The sequence below is a fragment of the Rhizobium sp. 10PS4 genome (assembly GCF_032464805.1).
Taxonomy (GTDB): Bacteria; Pseudomonadota; Alphaproteobacteria; order Rhizobiales; family Rhizobiaceae; genus Rhizobium; species Rhizobium laguerreae.
In genome coordinates this window covers 451,410-469,761 of record NZ_JAWDIW010000003.1, presented here as the reverse complement: position 1 = coordinate 469,761, position 18,352 = coordinate 451,410, and the positions used below count along the sequence as shown (strand labels likewise).

At 60.5% G+C, this 18,352-nt stretch carries 16 protein-coding genes; 7 read left to right on the top strand and 9 right to left on the bottom strand.

Annotation, left to right across the window (positions count from 1 at the left end; all coding sequences use genetic code 11):
• Window positions 1-126: 126 nt before the first annotated feature.
• The 7 genes from RWJ89_RS07950 to RWJ89_RS07920 all read right to left on the bottom strand — a co-directional run bounded on the left by RWJ89_RS07950 (window position 127) and on the right by RWJ89_RS07920 (window position 8,041).
• On the bottom strand, window positions 127-1,671 hold the full coding sequence (locus RWJ89_RS07950) for an ABC transporter substrate-binding protein (RefSeq protein ID WP_316030810.1): 1,545 nt from the start codon (window positions 1,669-1,671) through the stop codon (window positions 127-129).
• A 24-nt stretch (window positions 1,672-1,695) separates the two neighbouring features.
• Window positions 1,696-2,559 carry a serine hydrolase gene (locus tag RWJ89_RS07945; protein ID WP_131662239.1) on the bottom strand — a complete coding sequence of 288 codons (864 nt, stop codon included), beginning with the start codon at window positions 2,557-2,559 and terminating at the stop codon, window positions 1,696-1,698.
• A complete protein-coding gene (locus tag RWJ89_RS07940) occupies window positions 2,543-4,189 on the bottom strand; it encodes an ABC transporter ATP-binding protein (protein ID WP_316028896.1) in 1,647 nt (548 codons plus the stop codon). The genes RWJ89_RS07945 and RWJ89_RS07940 overlap by 17 nt, the downstream gene beginning before the upstream one ends.
• Window positions 4,186-5,004 carry an ABC transporter permease gene (locus RWJ89_RS07935; RefSeq protein ID WP_168283425.1) on the bottom strand — a complete coding sequence of 273 codons (819 nt, stop codon included), beginning with the start codon at window positions 5,002-5,004 and terminating at the stop codon, window positions 4,186-4,188. The genes RWJ89_RS07940 and RWJ89_RS07935 overlap by 4 nt, the downstream gene beginning before the upstream one ends.
• On the bottom strand, window positions 5,001-5,945 hold the full coding sequence (locus RWJ89_RS07930; RefSeq protein WP_072641710.1) for an ABC transporter permease: 945 nt from the start codon (window positions 5,943-5,945) through the stop codon (window positions 5,001-5,003). The genes RWJ89_RS07935 and RWJ89_RS07930 overlap by 4 nt, the downstream gene beginning before the upstream one ends.
• Before the next feature lie 178 nt (window positions 5,946-6,123).
• Window positions 6,124-7,029 carry a LysR family transcriptional regulator gene (locus RWJ89_RS07925; protein WP_131662236.1) on the bottom strand — a complete coding sequence of 302 codons (906 nt, stop codon included), beginning with the start codon at window positions 7,027-7,029 and terminating at the stop codon, window positions 6,124-6,126.
• 37 nt (window positions 7,030-7,066) lie between these two features.
• Complete coding sequence (locus RWJ89_RS07920) at window positions 7,067-8,041, bottom strand: LysR family transcriptional regulator (protein WP_206105833.1); 975 nt, start codon at window positions 8,039-8,041, stop codon at window positions 7,067-7,069.
• Window positions 8,042-8,080: 39 nt separating this feature from the next.
• Between RWJ89_RS07920 and RWJ89_RS07915 the strand changes: the two genes are divergently transcribed.
• Window positions 8,081-9,454 (top strand): MmgE/PrpD family protein, encoded by a 1,374-nt coding sequence (locus tag RWJ89_RS07915; RefSeq protein WP_131662234.1) that lies wholly within the window; start codon window positions 8,081-8,083, stop codon window positions 9,452-9,454.
• A 66-nt stretch (window positions 9,455-9,520) separates the two neighbouring features.
• On the opposite strand, the gene yghX is transcribed toward RWJ89_RS07915, so the two are convergent.
• Window positions 9,521-10,408, bottom strand: coding sequence for a YghX family hydrolase (gene yghX, locus RWJ89_RS07910; protein WP_131662233.1), 888 nt, complete (start codon window positions 10,406-10,408; stop codon window positions 9,521-9,523).
• A 328-nt stretch (window positions 10,409-10,736) separates the two neighbouring features.
• Between yghX and RWJ89_RS07905 the strand changes: the two genes are divergently transcribed.
• The 5 genes from RWJ89_RS07905 (at window position 10,737) to RWJ89_RS07885 (ending at window position 16,153) form a co-directional block, all read left to right on the top strand.
• A complete protein-coding gene (locus RWJ89_RS07905) occupies window positions 10,737-11,894 on the top strand; it encodes a Gfo/Idh/MocA family protein (protein ID WP_131662232.1) in 1,158 nt (385 codons plus the stop codon).
• A 13-nt stretch (window positions 11,895-11,907) separates the two neighbouring features.
• Complete coding sequence (locus tag RWJ89_RS07900; protein ID WP_027665515.1) at window positions 11,908-12,792, top strand: carbohydrate ABC transporter permease; 885 nt, start codon at window positions 11,908-11,910, stop codon at window positions 12,790-12,792.
• Window positions 12,789-13,646, top strand: a complete 858-nt coding sequence (locus RWJ89_RS07895) for a carbohydrate ABC transporter permease (RefSeq protein WP_003553169.1) — start codon at window positions 12,789-12,791, stop codon at window positions 13,644-13,646. The genes RWJ89_RS07900 and RWJ89_RS07895 overlap by 4 nt, the downstream gene beginning before the upstream one ends.
• 73 nt (window positions 13,647-13,719) lie before the next feature.
• Window positions 13,720-14,925: an ABC transporter substrate-binding protein gene (locus tag RWJ89_RS07890; protein ID WP_316030818.1), complete on the top strand. Its 1,206-nt coding sequence runs from the start codon at window positions 13,720-13,722 to the stop codon at window positions 14,923-14,925.
• 94 nt (window positions 14,926-15,019) lie between these two features.
• On the top strand, window positions 15,020-16,153 hold the full coding sequence (locus RWJ89_RS07885) for an ABC transporter ATP-binding protein (protein WP_131628878.1): 1,134 nt from the start codon (window positions 15,020-15,022) through the stop codon (window positions 16,151-16,153).
• Window positions 16,154-16,329: 176 nt separating this feature from the next.
• On the opposite strand, the gene RWJ89_RS07880 is transcribed toward RWJ89_RS07885, so the two are convergent.
• Entirely contained in the window at window positions 16,330-17,226 is an 897-nt protein-coding gene (locus RWJ89_RS07880) for a LysR family transcriptional regulator (protein WP_316030809.1), read from the bottom strand.
• Between the two features lie 132 nt (window positions 17,227-17,358).
• Between RWJ89_RS07880 and RWJ89_RS07875 the strand changes: the two genes are divergently transcribed.
• A complete protein-coding gene (locus RWJ89_RS07875; protein WP_131628880.1) occupies window positions 17,359-18,345 on the top strand; it encodes an MBL fold metallo-hydrolase in 987 nt (328 codons plus the stop codon).
• Window positions 18,346-18,352: the final 7 nt, after the last annotated feature.

The window sequence follows — 18,352 nt, the reverse complement described above, 5'->3', positions numbered from 1 at the left end:
TCGCTGTCTATCCTGCCGCCACAGGAACGTGTTGCACCGGACCCGGCAGGACTGCCTGCCGGATCTCCTGTTGACTGTCGAAACGGAATGGCGGCGCCCGAACCATCCGGGCGCGGCAGTTCAGGATCAGTTGTCGAGCGAAACTTCCCAAAGACGGGCATTCGATTGCCAGACCGGCTGGCCCTTCAGCTTCTTGGTGGCACCCCAGACATCGACCATGTCATAGAGGAAGATGCCCGGCATTTGCTTGAGCATCAGCGTGTGAAACTCGTCGAAGATCGCCTGACGCTTCGTCTGGTCGGGTTCCGCATAGGCGGCCTTCATCAACTCGACGGCCTTCGGATCATCCCACATCAAAGACGCATTCTTATCCTTGTTGCCGACATAGAAGCCGTACATCAGCGCCGGATCGAGCCGCGGCGCGACCGATTGCGAGATGATCTGGTAGTTGCCGGACCGGCGGCGATCGACCTGCGTCGCATAGTCGAGCACCTCGATCTGCACATTGAGACCTGCCTGCTGCATCATGGCCTGCGCCATCACCGCGGCCGGGAAGCTTGGCACGTTGCTGCGCTTGTTGGCGATGATGGTAATCGGCTCGCCTTTGTAGCCGGCCGTCGCAAGCTCTTTCTTCGCGGCCTCGATGTCGTAGGGCAGACGCTGCTTCTGGACATCCTCGAAATAGAGCGAGTCTTGCGAAACCATCGAACCATTGGCTGCGCCGGTGCCATTGGAGGCGGCCTCGACGAGCTGGTCGAGATCGAGCGCCATCGCCATGGCGCGGCGCACGCCGGGATTGCTCAGAACCTTGTCGCGCGTCTGGATGTAGAAGAGGTTTTTGCCGTTGTTGCGAGCCACGATCAGCTGCATCGTGTCGCTCGTCTTGAATTCGGGAATGAGATCCGGCGAAATCTCCGCGGTATCGAGCACGCCGGACTGAAGGCCGGCCTTTACGGTCGAGGCATCGGGAATGACCATGAACTTGATGCCATCGACAAGAGGGCGCTTGGAACCGACCATGCCGTCGGGCTTGCCGTCATTCTCCGGCGAGACATAATCATCGAACTTGGCGAGATGGATATACTCGCCCTTCTTCCATTCATCCCATTTGAAGGGACCGGTGCCGATCGGCTTGATGAAGCTTCCGTCCGCGCCGACCGATTCCGGGGAAATCATCCCGGTGTAACCACATTCAGGGCGCGACATCAGGCCAAGGAAAACTGCGGATGGCTTTTCCAGCGTGATGGTGACGGTTGAAGTATCGGCTGCCTTGACCCCCGTAACATGCACGCTGCCGCTGCCGTCGAAATCGGGAAGGCAGGTCCATTTCGTTTCGGGCTTCAGATAGCGGTTCCAGTTCCACACGACGTCATCGGCGGTCAATGTCTTGCCGTTGTGGAATTTGACGTCGTCCCGCAGTTTGAAGCTGTAGGTCAGCCCATCCGCCGAGACTTCGAAGGTCTTTGCCAGCAGCGGCTTGACCTCGCCGTTGTTGGCATAGCCGACGAGCCCCTCGACGATATGCAGGATGACGCCATCGGTATTGCCGTCGCGATTGACGCCCGGATTGTTGCTGCGCAGATCGGAACTTTGAGCCACGACGATGTCGCGGGCGTCGACCACGCCGGTCATCGCCATCAACATGGTGCCTGCAAGAAGAAGCTTATGCATTGTTCTACCCTCTTTTATGGATTGTTAGGATCGGAGTTCATCCCAGCAGGCGCGTGAAAGCCTGCCGATGGTTTCAAGCGCGACCGTGTAGCCAGGGGTGCCGTCCGGCATCTCCTGCGGCACGTCGTCGGTATAGGCGGCGATGATGTAGAAGGGGGACCCGTCGCGATAGACGATACCGGCATTCATGCGGCCGCGTTTTCCCGTGCCGCCCTTATGCGCGACGAGCACACCGAAGGGCAGCCTGGAGGGAATGGCATAACGCAGGATCTGGTTCTTCAGGGTTTGAAGCGCGTAAGCGCTGAGCGCCTGCGAGCAGCCGAGCCGGTCCGCGGCTTCCTGCGAATCCTGCGCATCCAGGATGGTCTGCAGCAGATAGACCTGATCCCGCGCCGTCGTCGTGGTGACGGCCTTCAATGAATGGTCGGGCGACAGCGCCAAGGGAGGGATGAGGAAGCGATGGTTGGTGCCCGTCATGCCGATCGACTTGCAATAGCCGTCGACCTCTTCGAGCGTCAGCCTTTCGAAGACCATCTTGGTGCAGACATTGTCGCTCAGCACCATCATGCCGGTGATGGCATCGCGCAGCGATATGACGATACCGGGCGTCAGATAGCGGAACATCCCGCTCGCCACTTCCTCGGCGAAACGTTTTTCGTAGGTGATCCGTTCGTCGAGATCCAGGCGGCCTTCATGCGCGGCCTTCAGGGCCGCCATCATGATCGAAGTCTTTCGGGTGCTGGCGGAGGGCGTTTCCTCGTCGGCGCCCCTGCCGATCGTTTCGCCGCTGCCAAGCGCACGCACCATGAAGCGCGTCACGAACGGCTGGGCATCGCAGATCGCGTTCAATCGCTCCGCGAGCTTTCCGGATTCAATCATCGTCGTCATATCTGTTCTCCAGGCGCCATTTGAGGATCACGCCGCCCTGAGCATTGTGGTCCAGAGCGGGGATGGCCGAGAGAAGCCTTTGCGTATAGGCCTCCTTCGGGCTGTCGAAAACCGTATCGCGGTTGCCCTCCTCGATGATCCGGCCGTCCTGCATGACGACGACGCGATCGGCCACCTGTTCGACCACGCCGAGATCATGGCTGATGAACAGGCAGGAAAAGCCGTAGCGTTTTTGCAGATCAGACAGGAGTTCGAGCACCTGCGCCCTGACCGTCACGTCAAGCGCCGATACCGGTTCGTCGGCGATCAGGAATTTCGGCCGGCGCGCAATGGCGCGGGCAATCGCCACGCGCTGCCGCTGGCCGCCCGAAAGCTCATGCGGGTAGCGCCCGGCATAGTCGGACCCAAGACCGACTTCCTCCAGCGTCTCCAAAGCACGCTTGCGCTTAGCCATGGCGTCGAGATCGGGAACGAGCCGCAGCGCTTCCTCCACAAGTGCGAGGATGGTCATGCGCGGATCGAGCGAGGAATAAGGATCTTGAAACACCATCTGGCAATTCAGCCGATAATCCATCCAGTCGTCGTCGCGGCTGCGTCCCTTGAACCGGATATCGCCTTCGCTCTCGCGGACCAGTCCGGCAATGGTGCGGCCGAGCGTGGTCTTGCCGGAACCAGAACCGCCGACCAGCGCCACTACTTCGCCCTCGTGGATATCGATGCTGACGCCATGCAGCGCCCGTTTCGGCGTTGCCTTCTTCATCAGCGACCGCCGGCCCGGATAATCGACGACGATATCCCGCGCCGAGACCATCGGCGCCTTGGTCTTGTCGATCGTCCGCGTCTCTCCGCGGAACGGCAGGGAGGAAAGCAGTTTCTTCGTATAGGCACGCTGCGGTGCGTCGAGCAGATCGGCGGTGCGTCCTTCTTCGACGATCACGCCCTTTTCCATGACGACGATGCGGTTCGTGTAACGGGCAACCATCGGCAGATCATGGCTAATCAGCAGCACGGCGGTGCCTTCCGCCTGTGTCAGTTCCACCATCAATTCCATGACATCGCGCTGGATCACCGCATCGAGCGCCGTCGTCGGCTCGTCGGCGATCAAGAGCGCCGGTTTCAGCAGCATCACCGATGCCAGCATGATGCGCTGGCGCATGCCGCCCGAGAATTCATGCGGATAGGAAGGGAGCGCCCCGGCGGGATCGCGGATCCCGACCCGGTTCAGCATGTCGAGGATCCGGCTGCGCCGTTCCTCCTTCGAAAGTTTCGTATGCAGCTGCAACCCTTCTTCGAGTTGGCGGCCGACGGTCATCGAGGGATTGAGCGAGGTCATCGGCTCCTGGAAGACGACACCGATTTCCGCACCACGCAACTGGCGCAATTGGGCGCCGTTCATGGAAAGCACGTCGCGTCCCTTGTAGGCAACGGAGCCGCCGATCACCTTGATGGGTGCCGGCAGCAGCGAGATCAGGGCGCGTGTTGCCAGCGTCTTGCCCGATCCGCTTTCTCCGACGATGCCGAAGATCTCGCCTGGTGCGATGTCGAAGCTGACCTCCTTGACGACCTCTACACCGGTTCCAGCGACCTGGAGCGACAGGTTGCGGACATTCAAAAGCGTTCTATTGGTCATTTCAGCCCCCTCATCCGTGGATCAAGCTTGTCCCGAAGAGCGTCGCCCAGAAGATTGATGCCGAGGAGCGTCAGGGCGATCGCCAGGCCCGGGAAGAGACCCAGCCAGACAGCCTGCTCGATGAATGGCCGGCCGGCGGCCAGCATGTTGCCCCAGGTCGGCGCCGGTGGCGGAACGCCGAGGCCGAGAAAGCTGAGCGCGCTTTCCGAAAGGATCGCCCAACCGAACATCGAGGTCGCAAGCACGGTGATCGGGGCGATGCAGTTGGGAAGAATATGGCGGAACATGGTGTAGAGCTCGCCATTGCCCATCACCTTGGAAGCCTCGATGAATTCCCGCTCGCGCAGCGACAGGACGGCACCCCTGACAACGCGAGCCATCGAGGGAGAGTAGGCAATGCCCAGCGCGAAGATGATGCCATATTGGTTGGCGCCGAAAACGGCGAGCAATCCAAGCGCCAGAAGAATGCCTGGAAAAGCGAGAAGCGCATTGTTGACGGCCATGATGACTGCATCGATCCAACCGCGGGCGTAACCGCTGACGAGACCGATCAGCGTGCCGCAAACCGTCGCGAAGGTGACCGTCAAGGTGCCGATCCAGACGCTCGCCCGGGCGCCGACGATCAGGCGGCTGAGAACGTCGCGGCCGAATTCGTCGGTTCCGAGCCAGTGGGCGCTGCTTGGCGCCGCCAGCCGTGCGGTGAAGCCGAGCTTCATCGGATCATAGGGTGTCCAGAAGAGGCCGATCGCAGCCGAGATGAGTAATGCGGCAATAAGAGTGCTGCCGATGAAGCCGTTGAACGTGACGTTTTTCATTCGGCGACTACCCGCGGATCGAACAAGGGATAGAGCAGGTCGACGACCAAATTGACCAGCACATAGGAAAGCGAGACGAACAGCAGGCAACCCTGGATCACGGGGTAATCGCGGGCAAAAATACTGTCGACCATCAGTCGCCCGAGCCCCGGAATGGTGAAGACCGTTTCGATGACGGCAATACCGCCGAGCAGATTGCCGAGGATCAGACCGATGACTGTCCAGGTCGGGCCGAAGGCATTCTTGAAGGCGTGCCGCCAAAGGACGGCGCTCTCGGAAAGCCCCTTGGCCCTGGCGTGGGTGATATAGTCGAGACGCAGCACTTCCAGCGTCGAGGCGCGTGCCATGCGGATCAACACACCCATCTCGTGAATGACCAGGGTCATGATCGGCAGGACGAGGTAAAGCAGGCCGCCGGTGACGTTGCTGCCGATCGAGACATAGCCGAGGACCGGTAGCCAGCTGAGTTTCAAGCCGAAGAAAAGCAGAAGCAGGAGGCCCAGCCAGAATGTCGGGATCGACAGCAGGATCGTGGCGGTGCCGACCAGCGCCAGATCCGTCAGACTATTCTGCCGCCAGGCTGCGATGACACCGGCCGGCACGGCGATGAGGCTCGCCAAAAGGACGGCGACGACGACGACTTCGGCGCTGACCAGAAAGCGTGATGCGACGAGCGGCAGAACCGGCTCGTCATTGACGATCGAGCGGCCGAAGTCACCCTGGACGACATTGGCGGTCCAGATCAGGAACTGTTCCGGCAGCGATTTGTCGAGGCCGAGTTCCGAGCGCATCGCCGCGATCTGATCGGGCTCAGCCATATCGCCCAACATCAGCGCCGCCGGATCGCCGGGTATGAAGCGGATCAGCGTGAAGACGGTCACCGAAACGAGGACGATCGTCGGCAATGCCATCAACAGGCGGTTCAGAACGAATTTCAGCATTTTTGTTCCCCGCGATTGGCGACGGACAGTGCCCGGCGCCATCGGTTTCGTTGCCACAGACTATGATCGAATGAAGAAATATCCGCAATATTATGCGATTCCGTCATAAGTCTATGCGGAATACGACCGCAACCAAAGCGGCTGCATTGGGGTAAGAGCTCAGGCTAAAGGTTTAATTTCAAATATCTTTTTGCGAAAGCTGGATCTGTCGCTTCAAAGCATCACTCAGAGCGTGAGCGGCAATCGACAGCGGCGTCCCGACTGCCCTCGCCAATCCGAACTCCTGCGTCGCGCGTGGCACGAAAGGACGGTGAACCACCGGCAGGTGGCGATAGAGATTCGCATAAAAGCTGCTGATGATCGTGACCCCGAGGCCATGCGCGACGTAGGAACAGGCGGAACTGTTGGTATGCGTCTCGATCTTGACGATCTGCTTGACGCCAGCCCGCCGGAAGGTCTGGTCGAGCGCCATGCGGTTCGGCCGTTGTCGGCCAATCAGAATGAGAGGCACGTCGCGCAAATTTCTGACCGTGATTTCCTCCAGTTTCGCAAGAGGATGATCCTTCGGAACGACGCAGACGCTTTCGCCGGTGGCGACCCGCTCGACCTCGATGCCCGGTCCGCTCTCGCCTTCCATGCGCAGAAAGCCGAAATCGATAACCCTCTGCTCGACGAGCTTGTTGATCGCGGTCGTCGTCTCGAAAAAGGTTTCGATCCGCACACCTGGGAAATCGCTGATGTAATCGGCCAGCATTGCCGGCGCGAAATGCTCCCACATGCTGCTAGGTAGGCCGACACGGACGATCTCCGGGCCGGCGGCGCCGCTTCTTAAGTCCTCCGCGTGGCCCGACATCCGATCGACCGCGAGCAAGATGTTTTCAGCATCGCGGGCAAGAAGCAGGGCCTCGGGGGTGGGGATGAGACGGCCTTTGTCGCGCACGAAAAGCGACATCGAAAGGTCCCCCTCGAGCTGCTGGAGAAGGCGGCTGACGCCGGATTGGCTGAGCCCCATCGTCTTTGCCGTGGCAATCGTCGACCCCGTCGCCAGAAGCGTGCGCAGGACTTCCAGTTGCTTGATATTCATGCGTTTGCGATCCCCCGGGACAGTTCAGGCGCCGTCATCATGCCCAGTACGAAATGCTTTGAAGGAAAAGGCTGGCGGCCTTGGGCATCGGAAATTTCTCTCCGCTGATCAGCGCGTAGGCAACCGGCAGTTCGGGTTCGAGCGGAATGAACTGCAGCGGCAGCGTCGCATATTCACGGGCGATGATCTCGCCGACCAGCGCAATGCCGAGCCCCTGCGCGGCCAGCGCGCAGGCACTCGCCACCGAATGTGCCTCGAGCAAGGGGCGTTGACGGATGCCTGATTTGTAGAACAACGCCTCCAACTCGTGGCGAACCGGTCGCTCCCTGTTCAGCATGATCAGATCCTGCCCCTTCAGGTCGCCGACCGACAATAGGCGGCTGCCGGCCTTGGGATGATCATTGTGCAGGGCGCAAATGATCCGCGACGACAGGATCTTCTCCTGTTTCAATCCCGGGCTCATCAGCGGCAGACGCGCGAAGCCGAGATCGGCCTCGCCATCGGCCACCATCCGTTCAATTGCCAGATAGCTGCCGGATGCGACCTCGACGCGCATCGGACCATTCGCCGCGAGAAAGTTCTTCACCAGCTTCGGAATGAGCGTCGAGGAAAGGCTGGCGGGAAAGGCGAGCCGCAGCATGATCTCGCGCGATCGGCCGCTCTCGAGCTCCATCGCCGCCGTTTTCAAGGCGCGTAGCCGGTCGGAAATGGCACGGATTTCCGGGCCGAGCTGCAGCCCCTCGCGGGTCGGTTGAAGCCGGTTCTTTTCCCGGTCGAAAAGCCGGACGCCGAGATAGTCTTCCAGTTGCTGTAACAAGCGACTGGCGTTGGATTGCGAGATCCCAAGCTCGACGGAGGCGGCGATCGTCGAGCCCGTCGCGGCGATGGCGTCATAGGCCTCGATATGCTTCAGGCTGATCGCCGCACTCGTGTCTCGCGCCATTCTATCTCCAATGTCGATAGCCCTACCCGCAAACCGCATAAGATTGCGGAGCTGCGGAAAGTTGAACATTTTCCGCTGAGAACCAAACTCACGGAAAGACTTTCGTCAATGGCCACCATTCTCCGGAAGATCGCGGAACAGGTCCTGTCGCGCACGACGTTCTCAGACCTCGCCATGGACCGAGCAAGAGATGCTGCGGTGGATACCATCGGCTGTATGATTGCAGGCAGGGGCGATGACAGCGTTGCCGCACTCACTCGCGCCTTCGACGGGGAGATCGTCGGAGGCGGCGAAGCGCGGCTCGTCACCGGCGGCTCCGCCTCGTCCTCTTTGGCCGCACTCATCAACGCAACGGCGGCTCATGCGCTCGATTTCGATGATAATTTCCATCCGGCAAGGGCGCATGCTTCCGCGGTGCTGGTGCCGGCGCTGCTGGCGGTTCTGACGCGCGGCAAGGCAACAAGCGGAAGACGGTTTATCGAGGCTTACCTGGCCGGGCTGGAAGCGCAGGCGGCGGTCGGCTTCGGCGTCAATCCTTCTCACTACAACAGAGGCTGGCACGCAACGGCGACGGTCGGCAGCATCGGGGCCGCGGCTGGCGTGGCACGGCTTCTCGGCGCCGACGAAGAGAGCCTAATCGCGGCGATGAGCCTTGCGACGAGCTTCGCCTGCGGCCCAAAAGGGCAGTTCGGCACGAGCGCCAAACCGCTTCACGCCGGCATTGCCGCGCGCAATGGCGTGGACGCGGCGCGCATGGCGCTGGCGGGCATGGGCGGGCGGCCGGATATCCTCGAACGGCCGCAAGGCTTCGTCGATCTTTTCGGCGGCGATGATGCCAAGGGCTGGGAAGACCTGACATTCGACGAGGAGCATATCATCGAAAGCCGGGGCGTGGTGACCAAGCGCCATCCCTGCTGCGCCTCGACCCATCGCGCGATCGATGCGCTTCTGGATCTGAAGCAGGAGCATGGGCTTTTGGCGGACGACATTGCCAGGATCGAGACGAAAGTCGGCATATCCGCTGCCCGAAATCTCGCTTATCCCGATCCCGCCGACGAGATGCAGGCCCGCTTCTCAATGCAATATTGTCTGGCGACAGCTTTGCTAAAAGGCTCCCTTAGCCTTTCGGACTTTACACGGCAGGAGATTGGGCGAGCGGAAATCCGGGAATTCATGCCGCGCATCGAAATGCAGTCCTATTCAGCTGATGAGGAAAAAGGCGTGGAGCGCCTCCCGCATGTCGTCACGGTCACGATGCGCGACGGGCGCATTTTGGACAAGTCCCGCTTGCATGCGAAGGGATCCCTTGAAGCGCCGATGAGCGTTCATGAACGTAAGGTCAAATTCATGGACTGCTTGCGCTGGGGAAATCGGGATGTGTCCGACGCCTCTTTCCTGCAGCTTCGCAGGCTTGCCGATTCTGAAAACCTGTCCGGCGACGATCCCTTCTGGAGCCTGATCGGGGACCGTCAGTCGCCTTGACAAGCCGCGGGACGGAAAAGCGGCAGGGAATGGCTCCCCGCCGCAGCTCGTTCAAGTCCGGCCTTCTCAGGCGAGGTATTTCGTAAACCAGTCGACCGTCCGCTGCCAGGCGAGCTTGGCAGCCGCTTCGTCGTAGCGGGGTGTGGAATCATTGTGAAAGCCGTGATTGACGTCAGGATAGACGTAGGCCTCGAATGTTTTTCCGGCGGACTTCAGCGCAGCTTCATAGGCCGGCCAGCCTTCGTTGATCCCCTTGTCCAGTCCGGCATAATGGAGAAGCAGAGGCGCCTTGATCTTCGGCACGTCTTCGGCGCGCGGCTGCCTGCCGTAGAAGGGCACGGCTGCGGCAAGCTCCGGATAGGCCACCGCCGCAGCGTTGGCGACGCCGCCGCCATAGCAGAAGCCGGTGATGCCGACCTTGCCTGTGGTGAGATCGTTGTTCATCAAAAATTCGACCGCCGCGAAGAAGTCGTTCATCAGCTTTTCCGGGTCGACCTTCTGCTGGAGTTCCCGCCCCTTTTCGTCGTTGCCGGGATAGCCTCCGACCGATGTGAGGCCATCCGGCGCAAGGGCTATGAAACCCGCCTTCGCCACGCGCCGCGCCACATCCTCGATATAGGGGTTCAGGCCCCTGTTCTCGTGAACGACCACCACGGCCGCAACTTTGCCGGTCGCATTTTTGGGGCGGACGAGATAGCCGCGGACATCGCCATTTCCCTTTGGCGAGGGATAGGTGATGTATTCGGCTGATATATCGGGATCAGTGAACTCGACCTGGGTCGCCAGCGCATAGTCAGGGCTCAGCGATGAAAGAATGGCAGCTGCCGTAACACCACCGACGGCGAATTTGCCGGCCCGGTCGAGAAACTCGCGCTTGGTAATTTTCCCGTGCGCGTAATAATCGTAGAGTTCGAGAAGTTCCTGAGGGAAATCCTTGGCTGTCATACGGGTCATGATGGCTCCTCCGTGCCTTCGGGTCTCGCATCATCCTACACACGTAAACTCGCGGCTCTTTTCAACATTTCGCGAGTTCCGCGTGAGCTTGCCGGGGCGATCGTCGGCTGCGCCACAGTCGCTGAATTCGATGCCTCGGCGTCAAGAGATGCGCCCTATTCGCTTTGGCAATCCGCGTCCGGCTGGTCGCAGCCAGCAATCGACCGCCGGCTATCGATCTATGAAAATTAATTTCATGCTTGCGCTTCGATGCCCGTTTTCTATTGACGCCTCCCGATTTTTGTCCCAACTTAAAGAAAATAAATTACTAAATGGGAACTTGATCGGCATGAAAGTGGGAATCATCGGGCTAGGATTCCGGCTCGGCTATCTCGGCTATGTTTTCAAGGCAATCGATAACAGCTTCGACATTGTCGGCTATGTGGATCCGGAACCCGCCGGACTTCCCGGATTGACGGAAAAGGGAATTTCAGTCGGCAAGGCCTATGGTTCGCCGCAAGAGCTCCTCGCCTCCGAAAAACTCGATCTGCTGATGATCGGCTCCCCCAACCACCTGCATCTCGACCATATCAGGCTCGGACTTCAAGCCGGTCTCAAGGTCTTCTGCGAAAAGCCGATCGTCACGACGATCGCCGAAAGCATCGAACTCGCCCATCTGATGGCAAAATTCGGCCATGAGCGACTGATGGTCGGTCTCGTGTTGCGCTATTCTCCCCTTTATAAGGATCTCCGCGCCATCCAGGCCGAGGGCAAGCTTGGTCAGATCGTGTCGATCGAGGCCTCCGAACATATCGAGCCTTATCACGGCGCCTTCTTCATGCGTGACTGGCGCCGCTACGAGCGCTATTCCGGCAGCTTCATGCTGGAGAAATGCTGCCACGACCTCGACCTTTATAACGGCGTCATAGGCGCACGGCCGGAGCGCGTCGCAAGTTTCGGCGGCCGCAAGAGCTTCATCCCGGCTAACGACCCGGCGCGCGAGGGCATCAACGACCTCGAGCTTTTCCACCGTAAGCCGAGCGGATGGATGGGATCGGACAAGGTCTTCGACAGCGATGCCGATATTATCGACTATCAGGTGGCGATCGTCGAATATGCCAATGGCGTCGGCATGAACTTTCACACCAATCTCAACGTGCCCGACCAGTTCCGCCGTTTCGCCATCATGGGTTCGCGCGGCATGGCCGAAGGCGATTTCGTTCGCGGCTATCTCGACGTTCACGAACAGCTGACCGGCAACAAGGTGGTCGAAAACAAATATGCCGCGACCGAGCTCTCCCAGCACTACGGCGCCGATGAACAGATGGCGAGCGACCTGCTTGAAAGCGTGCGCACCGGGCTCGAACTTCCTGTTTCCACCCTGAATGCGCTCGAAGCCGGCATCCTCGCCTTGGCGATGGACGAAGCGAGGATGAAGAAAGCGGTCGTCGATCTCAGACCCGTCTGGGACCGCTTCGACGAAGCCCTTCACGCGAGAGCGGCTTGAGGGGGGCGGCAAGATGAGTGTTCAAAGAAGCACCTTCATCTTCGCTTGCATCCTTCTTCTTCCGGCTGTTCTCTATGTTCTGGCAATCGTCGCCTATCCGCTGGTCGATACGTTCATTCTCTCCTTCACCGACGCGTCCCTCAGAAAGACCACCAACTGGGTCGGCTGGGCCAATTACGAAAAGATCTTCAATGAACGGTTTGCGGAAGTGATCATCCGCACCTTCGTCTGGACCTTCTTCTCCGTTGCCCTGAAAATGGTGATCGGCACGTTCGGCGCATGCATGCTGAATGCCGCGGTCCCCGGCCGCTCGCTGTTCCGGCTTTTGACCATGCCGCCGTGGATCGTGCCGATGGCGATCGGCATCTTCATGTGGGGCTGGATGTATAACGGCCAGTTCGGGATGATATCAGGCTTGTTGCAGCGCTTCGGTCTCGTCGACGGACCGGTCGCCTTCCTCGCCTATGGAAACACCGCCTTCTGGGCAACGATCATCACCGACGTGTGGATCGGCGTGCCGCTGGTGACGATCTACTTCCTGGCGGCGATCCAGTCCATTCCGAAGGATCTCTACGAGGCCGCCTGGACCGACGGCGCCGGCCGCTGGTACCGCTTCCGCCGCATCACGCTGCCGCTGATGGTACCGGCGATCATCACCATGTCGATGCTCTCGCTGATCGCCACCTTCAACTCGTTCGACATCATCTGGATCCTGACGCAGGGCGGACCGAGCGGCGAGACGACGACGATGATCATCGATACCTATCAGACCGCGATCGGCTCGAAGAAATACGGTGAAGGTGCAGCGCGCGCCGTTTTGATCTGCATCTTCCTGTCGCTCTTCTGCTTCGCCTATTTCCGCGTCACCCGCCGCCTCAATCCGGAGAAGCGCGCATGAGCAACGCAGCCATGATCGACCGTTACCGCTGGTGGGAAATCATCCTGATCTATTGCGGCATCGCGCTGTTTCTTTTCTTCGTGCTGTCGCCCTTCGTCGAAGGTTTCCTGGTTTCGCTGAAGCCGCTCAGCCAACTCTTCTCCTCGCCCTACCGTTTCTGGCCGGAGAACGGCTCGTTCGAAGCCTACCGGACGATGTGGATCAGCGTGCCGGGCTTCGGGCGCTATATCTTCAACTCGTTCTTCATCTCGATCATCGTCACGCTGATCGTGCTTTGCCTCGTCATTCCGGCGGCCTATGCCTTCGCGAAGTTTGAGTTCAGGGGCATGGGCATCCTGCTCGGCGCCTTCCTGACGGTGAACATGTTCTCCGGCGCCGTGCTGTTGATCCCGCTCTTCCGGCTGATGCGCAGCATCGGCGTGCTCAACACCTATCTCGCCATGATCGTGCCGGGCGTCGCCTTCCTGATCCCCTCGGCGATCTGGCTGCTGCGTACCTACATGATCCGTATCCCGCAGGAACTCAACGAAGCGGCCTACATGGATGGCGCCAGCCATTTCTACACGCTGCGCCGGGTCATCCTGCCCATTGCGATGCCGGGGATTATCGTCGTCGCCATCACCACCTTCATCGGCGCTTACGCCCAGCAATTCATCTTCGCGCTGACGTTCAACTCGAAGACCGAATACATGCCCTTGCCGGTGGGGCTCTTTGCTTACTTCGGCAAGCAGGAGGTCATCTGGAACGAACTGATGGCGGCTTCCTTCGTCGGTATCGCGCCGGCGATGGTCGTCATCTTCTTCCTTCAGCGCTACCTTGTCGGCGGGCTGACCGCCGGTGCGGTGAAACAATAAGACCAAAAAACGAGTGAACAGCTAACACAAGAATGGGAGTCACGACGTGAGCATATCAATCAAGACAGGCCTTATGGCGCTCGCCCTGCTCGGTTCGACGGCACTGACCGCCGTCACTGCCCAGGCCGCCGACAAGGAAATCAGCTGGATCTATTGCGGCGACACGATCGACCCGGTCCACACCAAATACATCAAGCAATGGGAAGAAAAGAACGCGGGCTGGAAGGTCGCCCCCGAGGTCGTCGGATGGGCGCAGTGCCAGGACAAGGCAACGACGCTTGCTGCCGCCGGCACGCCGGTGGCGATGGCCTATGTCGGCTCGCGCACGCTGAAGGAATTTGCGCAGAACGACCTGATCGTTCCGGTGCCGATGACGGACGACGAGAAGAAGACCTACTATCCGAACATCGTCAACACTGTGACCTTCGAGGGCACGCAGTGGGGCGTTCCGATCGCTTTCTCCACCAAGGCGCTTTACTGGAACAAAGATCTTTTCAAGCAGGCCGGCCTCGATCCCGAGACGCCGCCGAAGACTTGGGCTGAAGAAATCGAGATGGCGAAGACCATCAAGGAAAAGACCGGCATTCCGGGCTTCGGTCTCTCCGCCAAGACCTTCGACAACACGATGCACCAGTTCATGCATTGGGTTTACACCAACAACGGCACGGTGATCGATGCGGACGGTAAAGTTACGCTCGACAGCCCGCAGATTCTCGCCGCGCTGAAGGCCTACAAGGAGATCGTCCCCTACTCCGAAGAAGGCCCGACGGCCTACGAGCAGAACGAAGTCCGCGCCATCTTCCTCGACGGCAAGGTGGCGATGATCCAGGCCGGCTCGGGTGCAGCCGACCGCCTGAAGGCGACGAAGATCAGCTGGGGCATTACCACGCTGCCGCTCGGCCCCGACGCCAAGGGTCCCGGCACGCTGCTGATCACCGACAGCTTGGCGATCTTCAAGGGCTCGGGTGTCGAGGACAAGGCGACGGAATTTGCCAAGTTCATCACGTCGCCGGATGTGCAGTCCGAATATGAACTGCAGGGCGGCGCCGGCCTCACACCGCTGCGTCCGTCGCCCAAGGTCGATGAATTCGTCGCCAAGGATCCGCACTGGAAGCCTTTGATCGAAGGCATCAGCTACGGCGGCCCGGAGCCGCTCTTCACCGACTATAAAGGCTTCCAGAACTCGATGATCGAGATGATCCAATCCGTCGTGACAGGCAAGGCCGAGCCGGAAGCCGCGCTCAAGAAGGCGGCGGGCGAAATCGAAGCCTTCAAATAAGCCCCTCGGGCTCTCTGGGATCGCGGGATGTGACATCCGCGATCCCTTCCCTGACGATGAACGCCCGACCAAGGCCGCCGGTGGAGACAGATTTTTGGGACAACTCCTTCTCAACAAAGTTCAGAAATTTTATGGCGATTACGAAGTTCTGAAGGGCGTGCAGCTCGAGGTGCGGAACGGCGAGTTCGTCGTTTTCGTCGGACCGTCGGGCTGCGGCAAGTCCACGCTCTTGCGCATGATCGCAGGTCTCGACGCGACGACCGCCGGCGACATCGTCATTAATGGCGTCAGGGTCAACGATCTGCCGCCGGTCAAGCGCGGCATCGCCATGGTGTTCCAGTCCTACGCGCTCTATCCGCACATGACGGTCTTCGAGAACATCGCCTTCCCGCTTCGGGTCGAAAGAATGGAAGAGGAAAAGCTCAAGGCCAAGGTGGAGAACGCGGCGCGCATCCTGCATCTCGAACAGCGGCTGCAGCAGAAACCCGGCATGCTGTCCGGCGGCCAGCGTCAGCGCGTCGCGATCGGCCGCGCCATCGTGCGCGAGCCAAAGATATTCCTGTTCGATGAGCCGCTGTCCAACCTCGACGCTGCGCTGCGCGCCGACATGCGTATCGAGCTTGCCAAGCTGCACAGGCAGTTGAAGGCGACGATGATCTATGTGACGCACGACCAGGTCGAGGCGATGACCATGGCCGACCGTATCGTCGTGCTGGATTCCGGCGACATCTCCCAGACGGGCGCGCCGCTGGAGCTTTATCACAAACCCGCAAACCAGTTCGTCGCCGGCTTCATCGGCAATCCGAAAATGAATTTCCTGCCCGTAATCTGCAAGGGCGTCAGCGCCAATGGCGTCGAGGTGGATTATCAAGGCCAGACAGCCGTTCTGCCGGTGACGCCGCGCGACGGCATGGCCGGCAAGGCTTTAACGCTCGGCATCCGGCCGGAGCATATCCAGCTTGGCGGCGGCGATATCGTCTTTACCGTGACCCCGACAGTCATCGAGCGCCTCGGGGCAAATACCGTCGCTTACGCCTCGCTCAACGGAGAGTCCGAGAATTTCTGCGCCATGCTGCCGGGCAGCGTTGGCATCCGTGCGGACGCGCCGGTCGCGACCGGCATCAATGCCGCAGATTGCCACCTCTTCGACGAGGCGGGCATAGCTTTCGAGCGGCGCGTTGAGCTGACCGAAATCGATATGAACGTGATCAACCCGACGGCGGCTTGAACCGACTGGCTCCGTTTCAGAGGTTCGGGCGTCGGCAGTATGGCGGCGTTGCGCCTCTCGTTCAGCGATTTCTGGGTCGACATGTTACGAACTTAGGAAAGGCCAGCCGCGCCCCGAAGCATTCGGACCGTTTCGCGTGACTGTCATCAACCGAGCCGCGCCCGGCGACGAGCGCTTTAGTCCGCAACCCGCGCGCGTAGGCGGGGCAATATCCAATCGAGGAAGCAGCGCACCTTCAGCGACAGCGGATCGGCTGGTCCATGCATCACGTTCACAGGTAGCGGTTCCGGCGCGAACTCCGTCAGCAATTCCTGCAGAGCGCCGGAGCGCAGCTGATCGGAAATCTGGTAAGACAGTACGCGGATAATGCCGATACCGGCCATTGCAGCTTGAATGGCCGCCTCCGTCGTGTTGACCGCGAGTTTGGGGTGCGGCTCGATGGCGAAGGCCGGACCGTCGCGGCGGTAGCGCCATTCCGGCGCGGTCGCAAAGCCCTGGAAGCTTATGCCGTCATGTCGTGCGAGGTCTTCCGGCTGACGCGGCACGCCTCGCCGGGCCAGATATTCGGGGCTGGCGCAGATCACCCGGCGGACACTGCCGACGCGTGTTGTGATCAGGGCACTGTCCGTCAGGTGGCCAATTCTAAGAGCCACGTCAACCTGCTCGTCCGCCAGATTGATCTGCCGATCGACCAGCGTCAGGCGCAGGTTGATATTGGGTTGCTCGTTCAAGAATTGCAGCGAGATTGGCAGCAGATGACGCTCGCCGAAGGCAACAGGTGCGGTCACATGGAGCCCGCCACGCAGCGCCCCATGGTCGCCGCTCGCCTGCCGCTCCGCCGCGTCCAGCTCCTCAAGGATACGGCGTGAGGCGGCGACAAAGGTGCGCCCCTCTTCGGTCAGCGACAGGCCCCGGCGAGTGCGCAGCACCAAGGGCACGCCGAGGTGTTTTTCAAGATCGGCGACCTTGCGGCTGACCGTGGCAAGGGGGGCACGCAGTTGCCGCGCCCCGGCAGAAAGGCTGCCGGCATCGACCACCGCCAGCAGTACCGACATCGCGTCAAAACGATCCATGCAATCCTTCCGCTATCTGAGAGGAATGTTCTCAAAATGGCAGGATACCGTACTGTTTGTGGATATCATAGCTTCACGTCGTTCACCGGCGCTGTTCGGTTTCCCGTATTGCCAATGATCAGGAAGGACGTCATGCCCACACTTTCGCGCCGTGCCTTTGCAAGCGCTCTCCCACTCGGCTTGCTTGGGGGAAGCCTTTTCGGCGGAGGAATGATTGAAGGCGCGTCCGCGCTTGCCGCGACACCGGCTACGGCCAAAGCGCCGGTCAGCGTTACGCCGCTCGCGCAGATCCGCATCGGTCGTTTCACGGTGACGGCGTTGACGGACGGCTATGCGGATATGCCCTATGATTATTTTCCGGGGCGAACCGCGGCGGAGGTCGAACAGGCGGCAGTCGCGCAGTTCACCGCCCGCGCGGGCGGGGTGCGGTTCCTGTTCAACCAGTATCTCGTCGAGGATGGCGAACGCCGCATCCTGATCGATGCCGGTGCGGCAGGCTCGATCGGCCAGACCGGCCAACTGCCGCAGGCGCTCGCCGCGCTCGGCCTGCAGCCCGACCAGATCGACGCGGTGATCGTGACGCATATGCATCAGGACCACATGGGCGGTCTGATCCTCGGAGGCAAGAACAACTATCCCAAGGCGGAACTCTATATAGATCGCCGCGACGTCGCGCATTGGACTGATCCGGCCAAGCGCAGCGGCGCACCCGATTATCTGCAGACCAGCTTCAAGATGGCCGACGAGGTCGTGCGCCTCTATCCGAGACTTCAGGCGATCGACGGAGAGCGAGAAATCGTGCCGGGCGTCTCAATTGTCGACCTGACCGGCCATACACCCGGCCATATCGGCGTGCGGGTCCAAGATGGCGGACAGAGCCTCATCATGGTCTCGGATATGATCTTTCCCGTCGTTCATCCTGGGGCGACCGACGTGTTCTTCCTGTTCGAGCAGGATCCTGCCGCAGCCAAAGCCATGCGCGACCGGTTCTTTCCTCGCGCCGCTTCCGAAGGCGCCCTCATCGCCGCCACGCACATGCCCTTTCCAGGGCTCGGCCGTGTCGTTGCCGACCATGGGCAGATGCGTTGGCAGGTAGCGGATTGGGCCCTGCAGAACTGAGGTCTGC

Coding starts and splice junctions, on each gene's coding strand:
- RWJ89_RS07940 (WP_316028896.1), bottom strand. CDS start 4,189: ATGACCAATAGAACGCTTTTGAATGTCCGCAACCTGTCGCTCCAGGTC.
- RWJ89_RS07935 (WP_168283425.1), bottom strand. CDS start 5,004: ATGAAAAACGTCACGTTCAACGGCTTCATCGGCAGCACTCTTATTGCC.
- RWJ89_RS07880 (WP_316030809.1), bottom strand. CDS start 17,226: ATGGATCGTTTTGACGCGATGTCGGTACTGCTGGCGGTGGTCGATGCC.
- RWJ89_RS07890 (WP_316030818.1), top strand. CDS start 13,720: ATGGCGCTCGCCCTGCTCGGTTCGACGGCACTGACCGCCGTCACTGCC.
- RWJ89_RS07950 (WP_316030810.1), bottom strand. CDS start 1,671: ATGCATAAGCTTCTTCTTGCAGGCACCATGTTGATGGCGATGACCGGC.
- RWJ89_RS07930 (WP_072641710.1), bottom strand. CDS start 5,945: ATGCTGAAATTCGTTCTGAACCGCCTGTTGATGGCATTGCCGACGATC.
- RWJ89_RS07945 (WP_131662239.1), bottom strand. CDS start 2,559: ATGACGACGATGATTGAATCCGGAAAGCTCGCGGAGCGATTGAACGCG.
- RWJ89_RS07915 (WP_131662234.1), top strand. CDS start 8,081: ATGGCCACCATTCTCCGGAAGATCGCGGAACAGGTCCTGTCGCGCACG.
- RWJ89_RS07920 (WP_206105833.1), bottom strand. CDS start 8,041: ATGTTCAACTTTCCGCAGCTCCGCAATCTTATGCGGTTTGCGGGTAGG.
- RWJ89_RS07900 (WP_027665515.1), top strand. CDS start 11,908: ATGAGTGTTCAAAGAAGCACCTTCATCTTCGCTTGCATCCTTCTTCTT.
- RWJ89_RS07905 (WP_131662232.1), top strand. CDS start 10,737: ATGAAAGTGGGAATCATCGGGCTAGGATTCCGGCTCGGCTATCTCGGC.
- RWJ89_RS07925 (WP_131662236.1), bottom strand. CDS start 7,029: ATGAATATCAAGCAACTGGAAGTCCTGCGCACGCTTCTGGCGACGGGG.
- RWJ89_RS07875 (WP_131628880.1), top strand. CDS start 17,359: ATGCCCACACTTTCGCGCCGTGCCTTTGCAAGCGCTCTCCCACTCGGC.
- yghX (WP_131662233.1), bottom strand. CDS start 10,408: ATGACCCGTATGACAGCCAAGGATTTCCCTCAGGAACTTCTCGAACTC.
- RWJ89_RS07895 (WP_003553169.1), top strand. CDS start 12,789: ATGAGCAACGCAGCCATGATCGACCGTTACCGCTGGTGGGAAATCATC.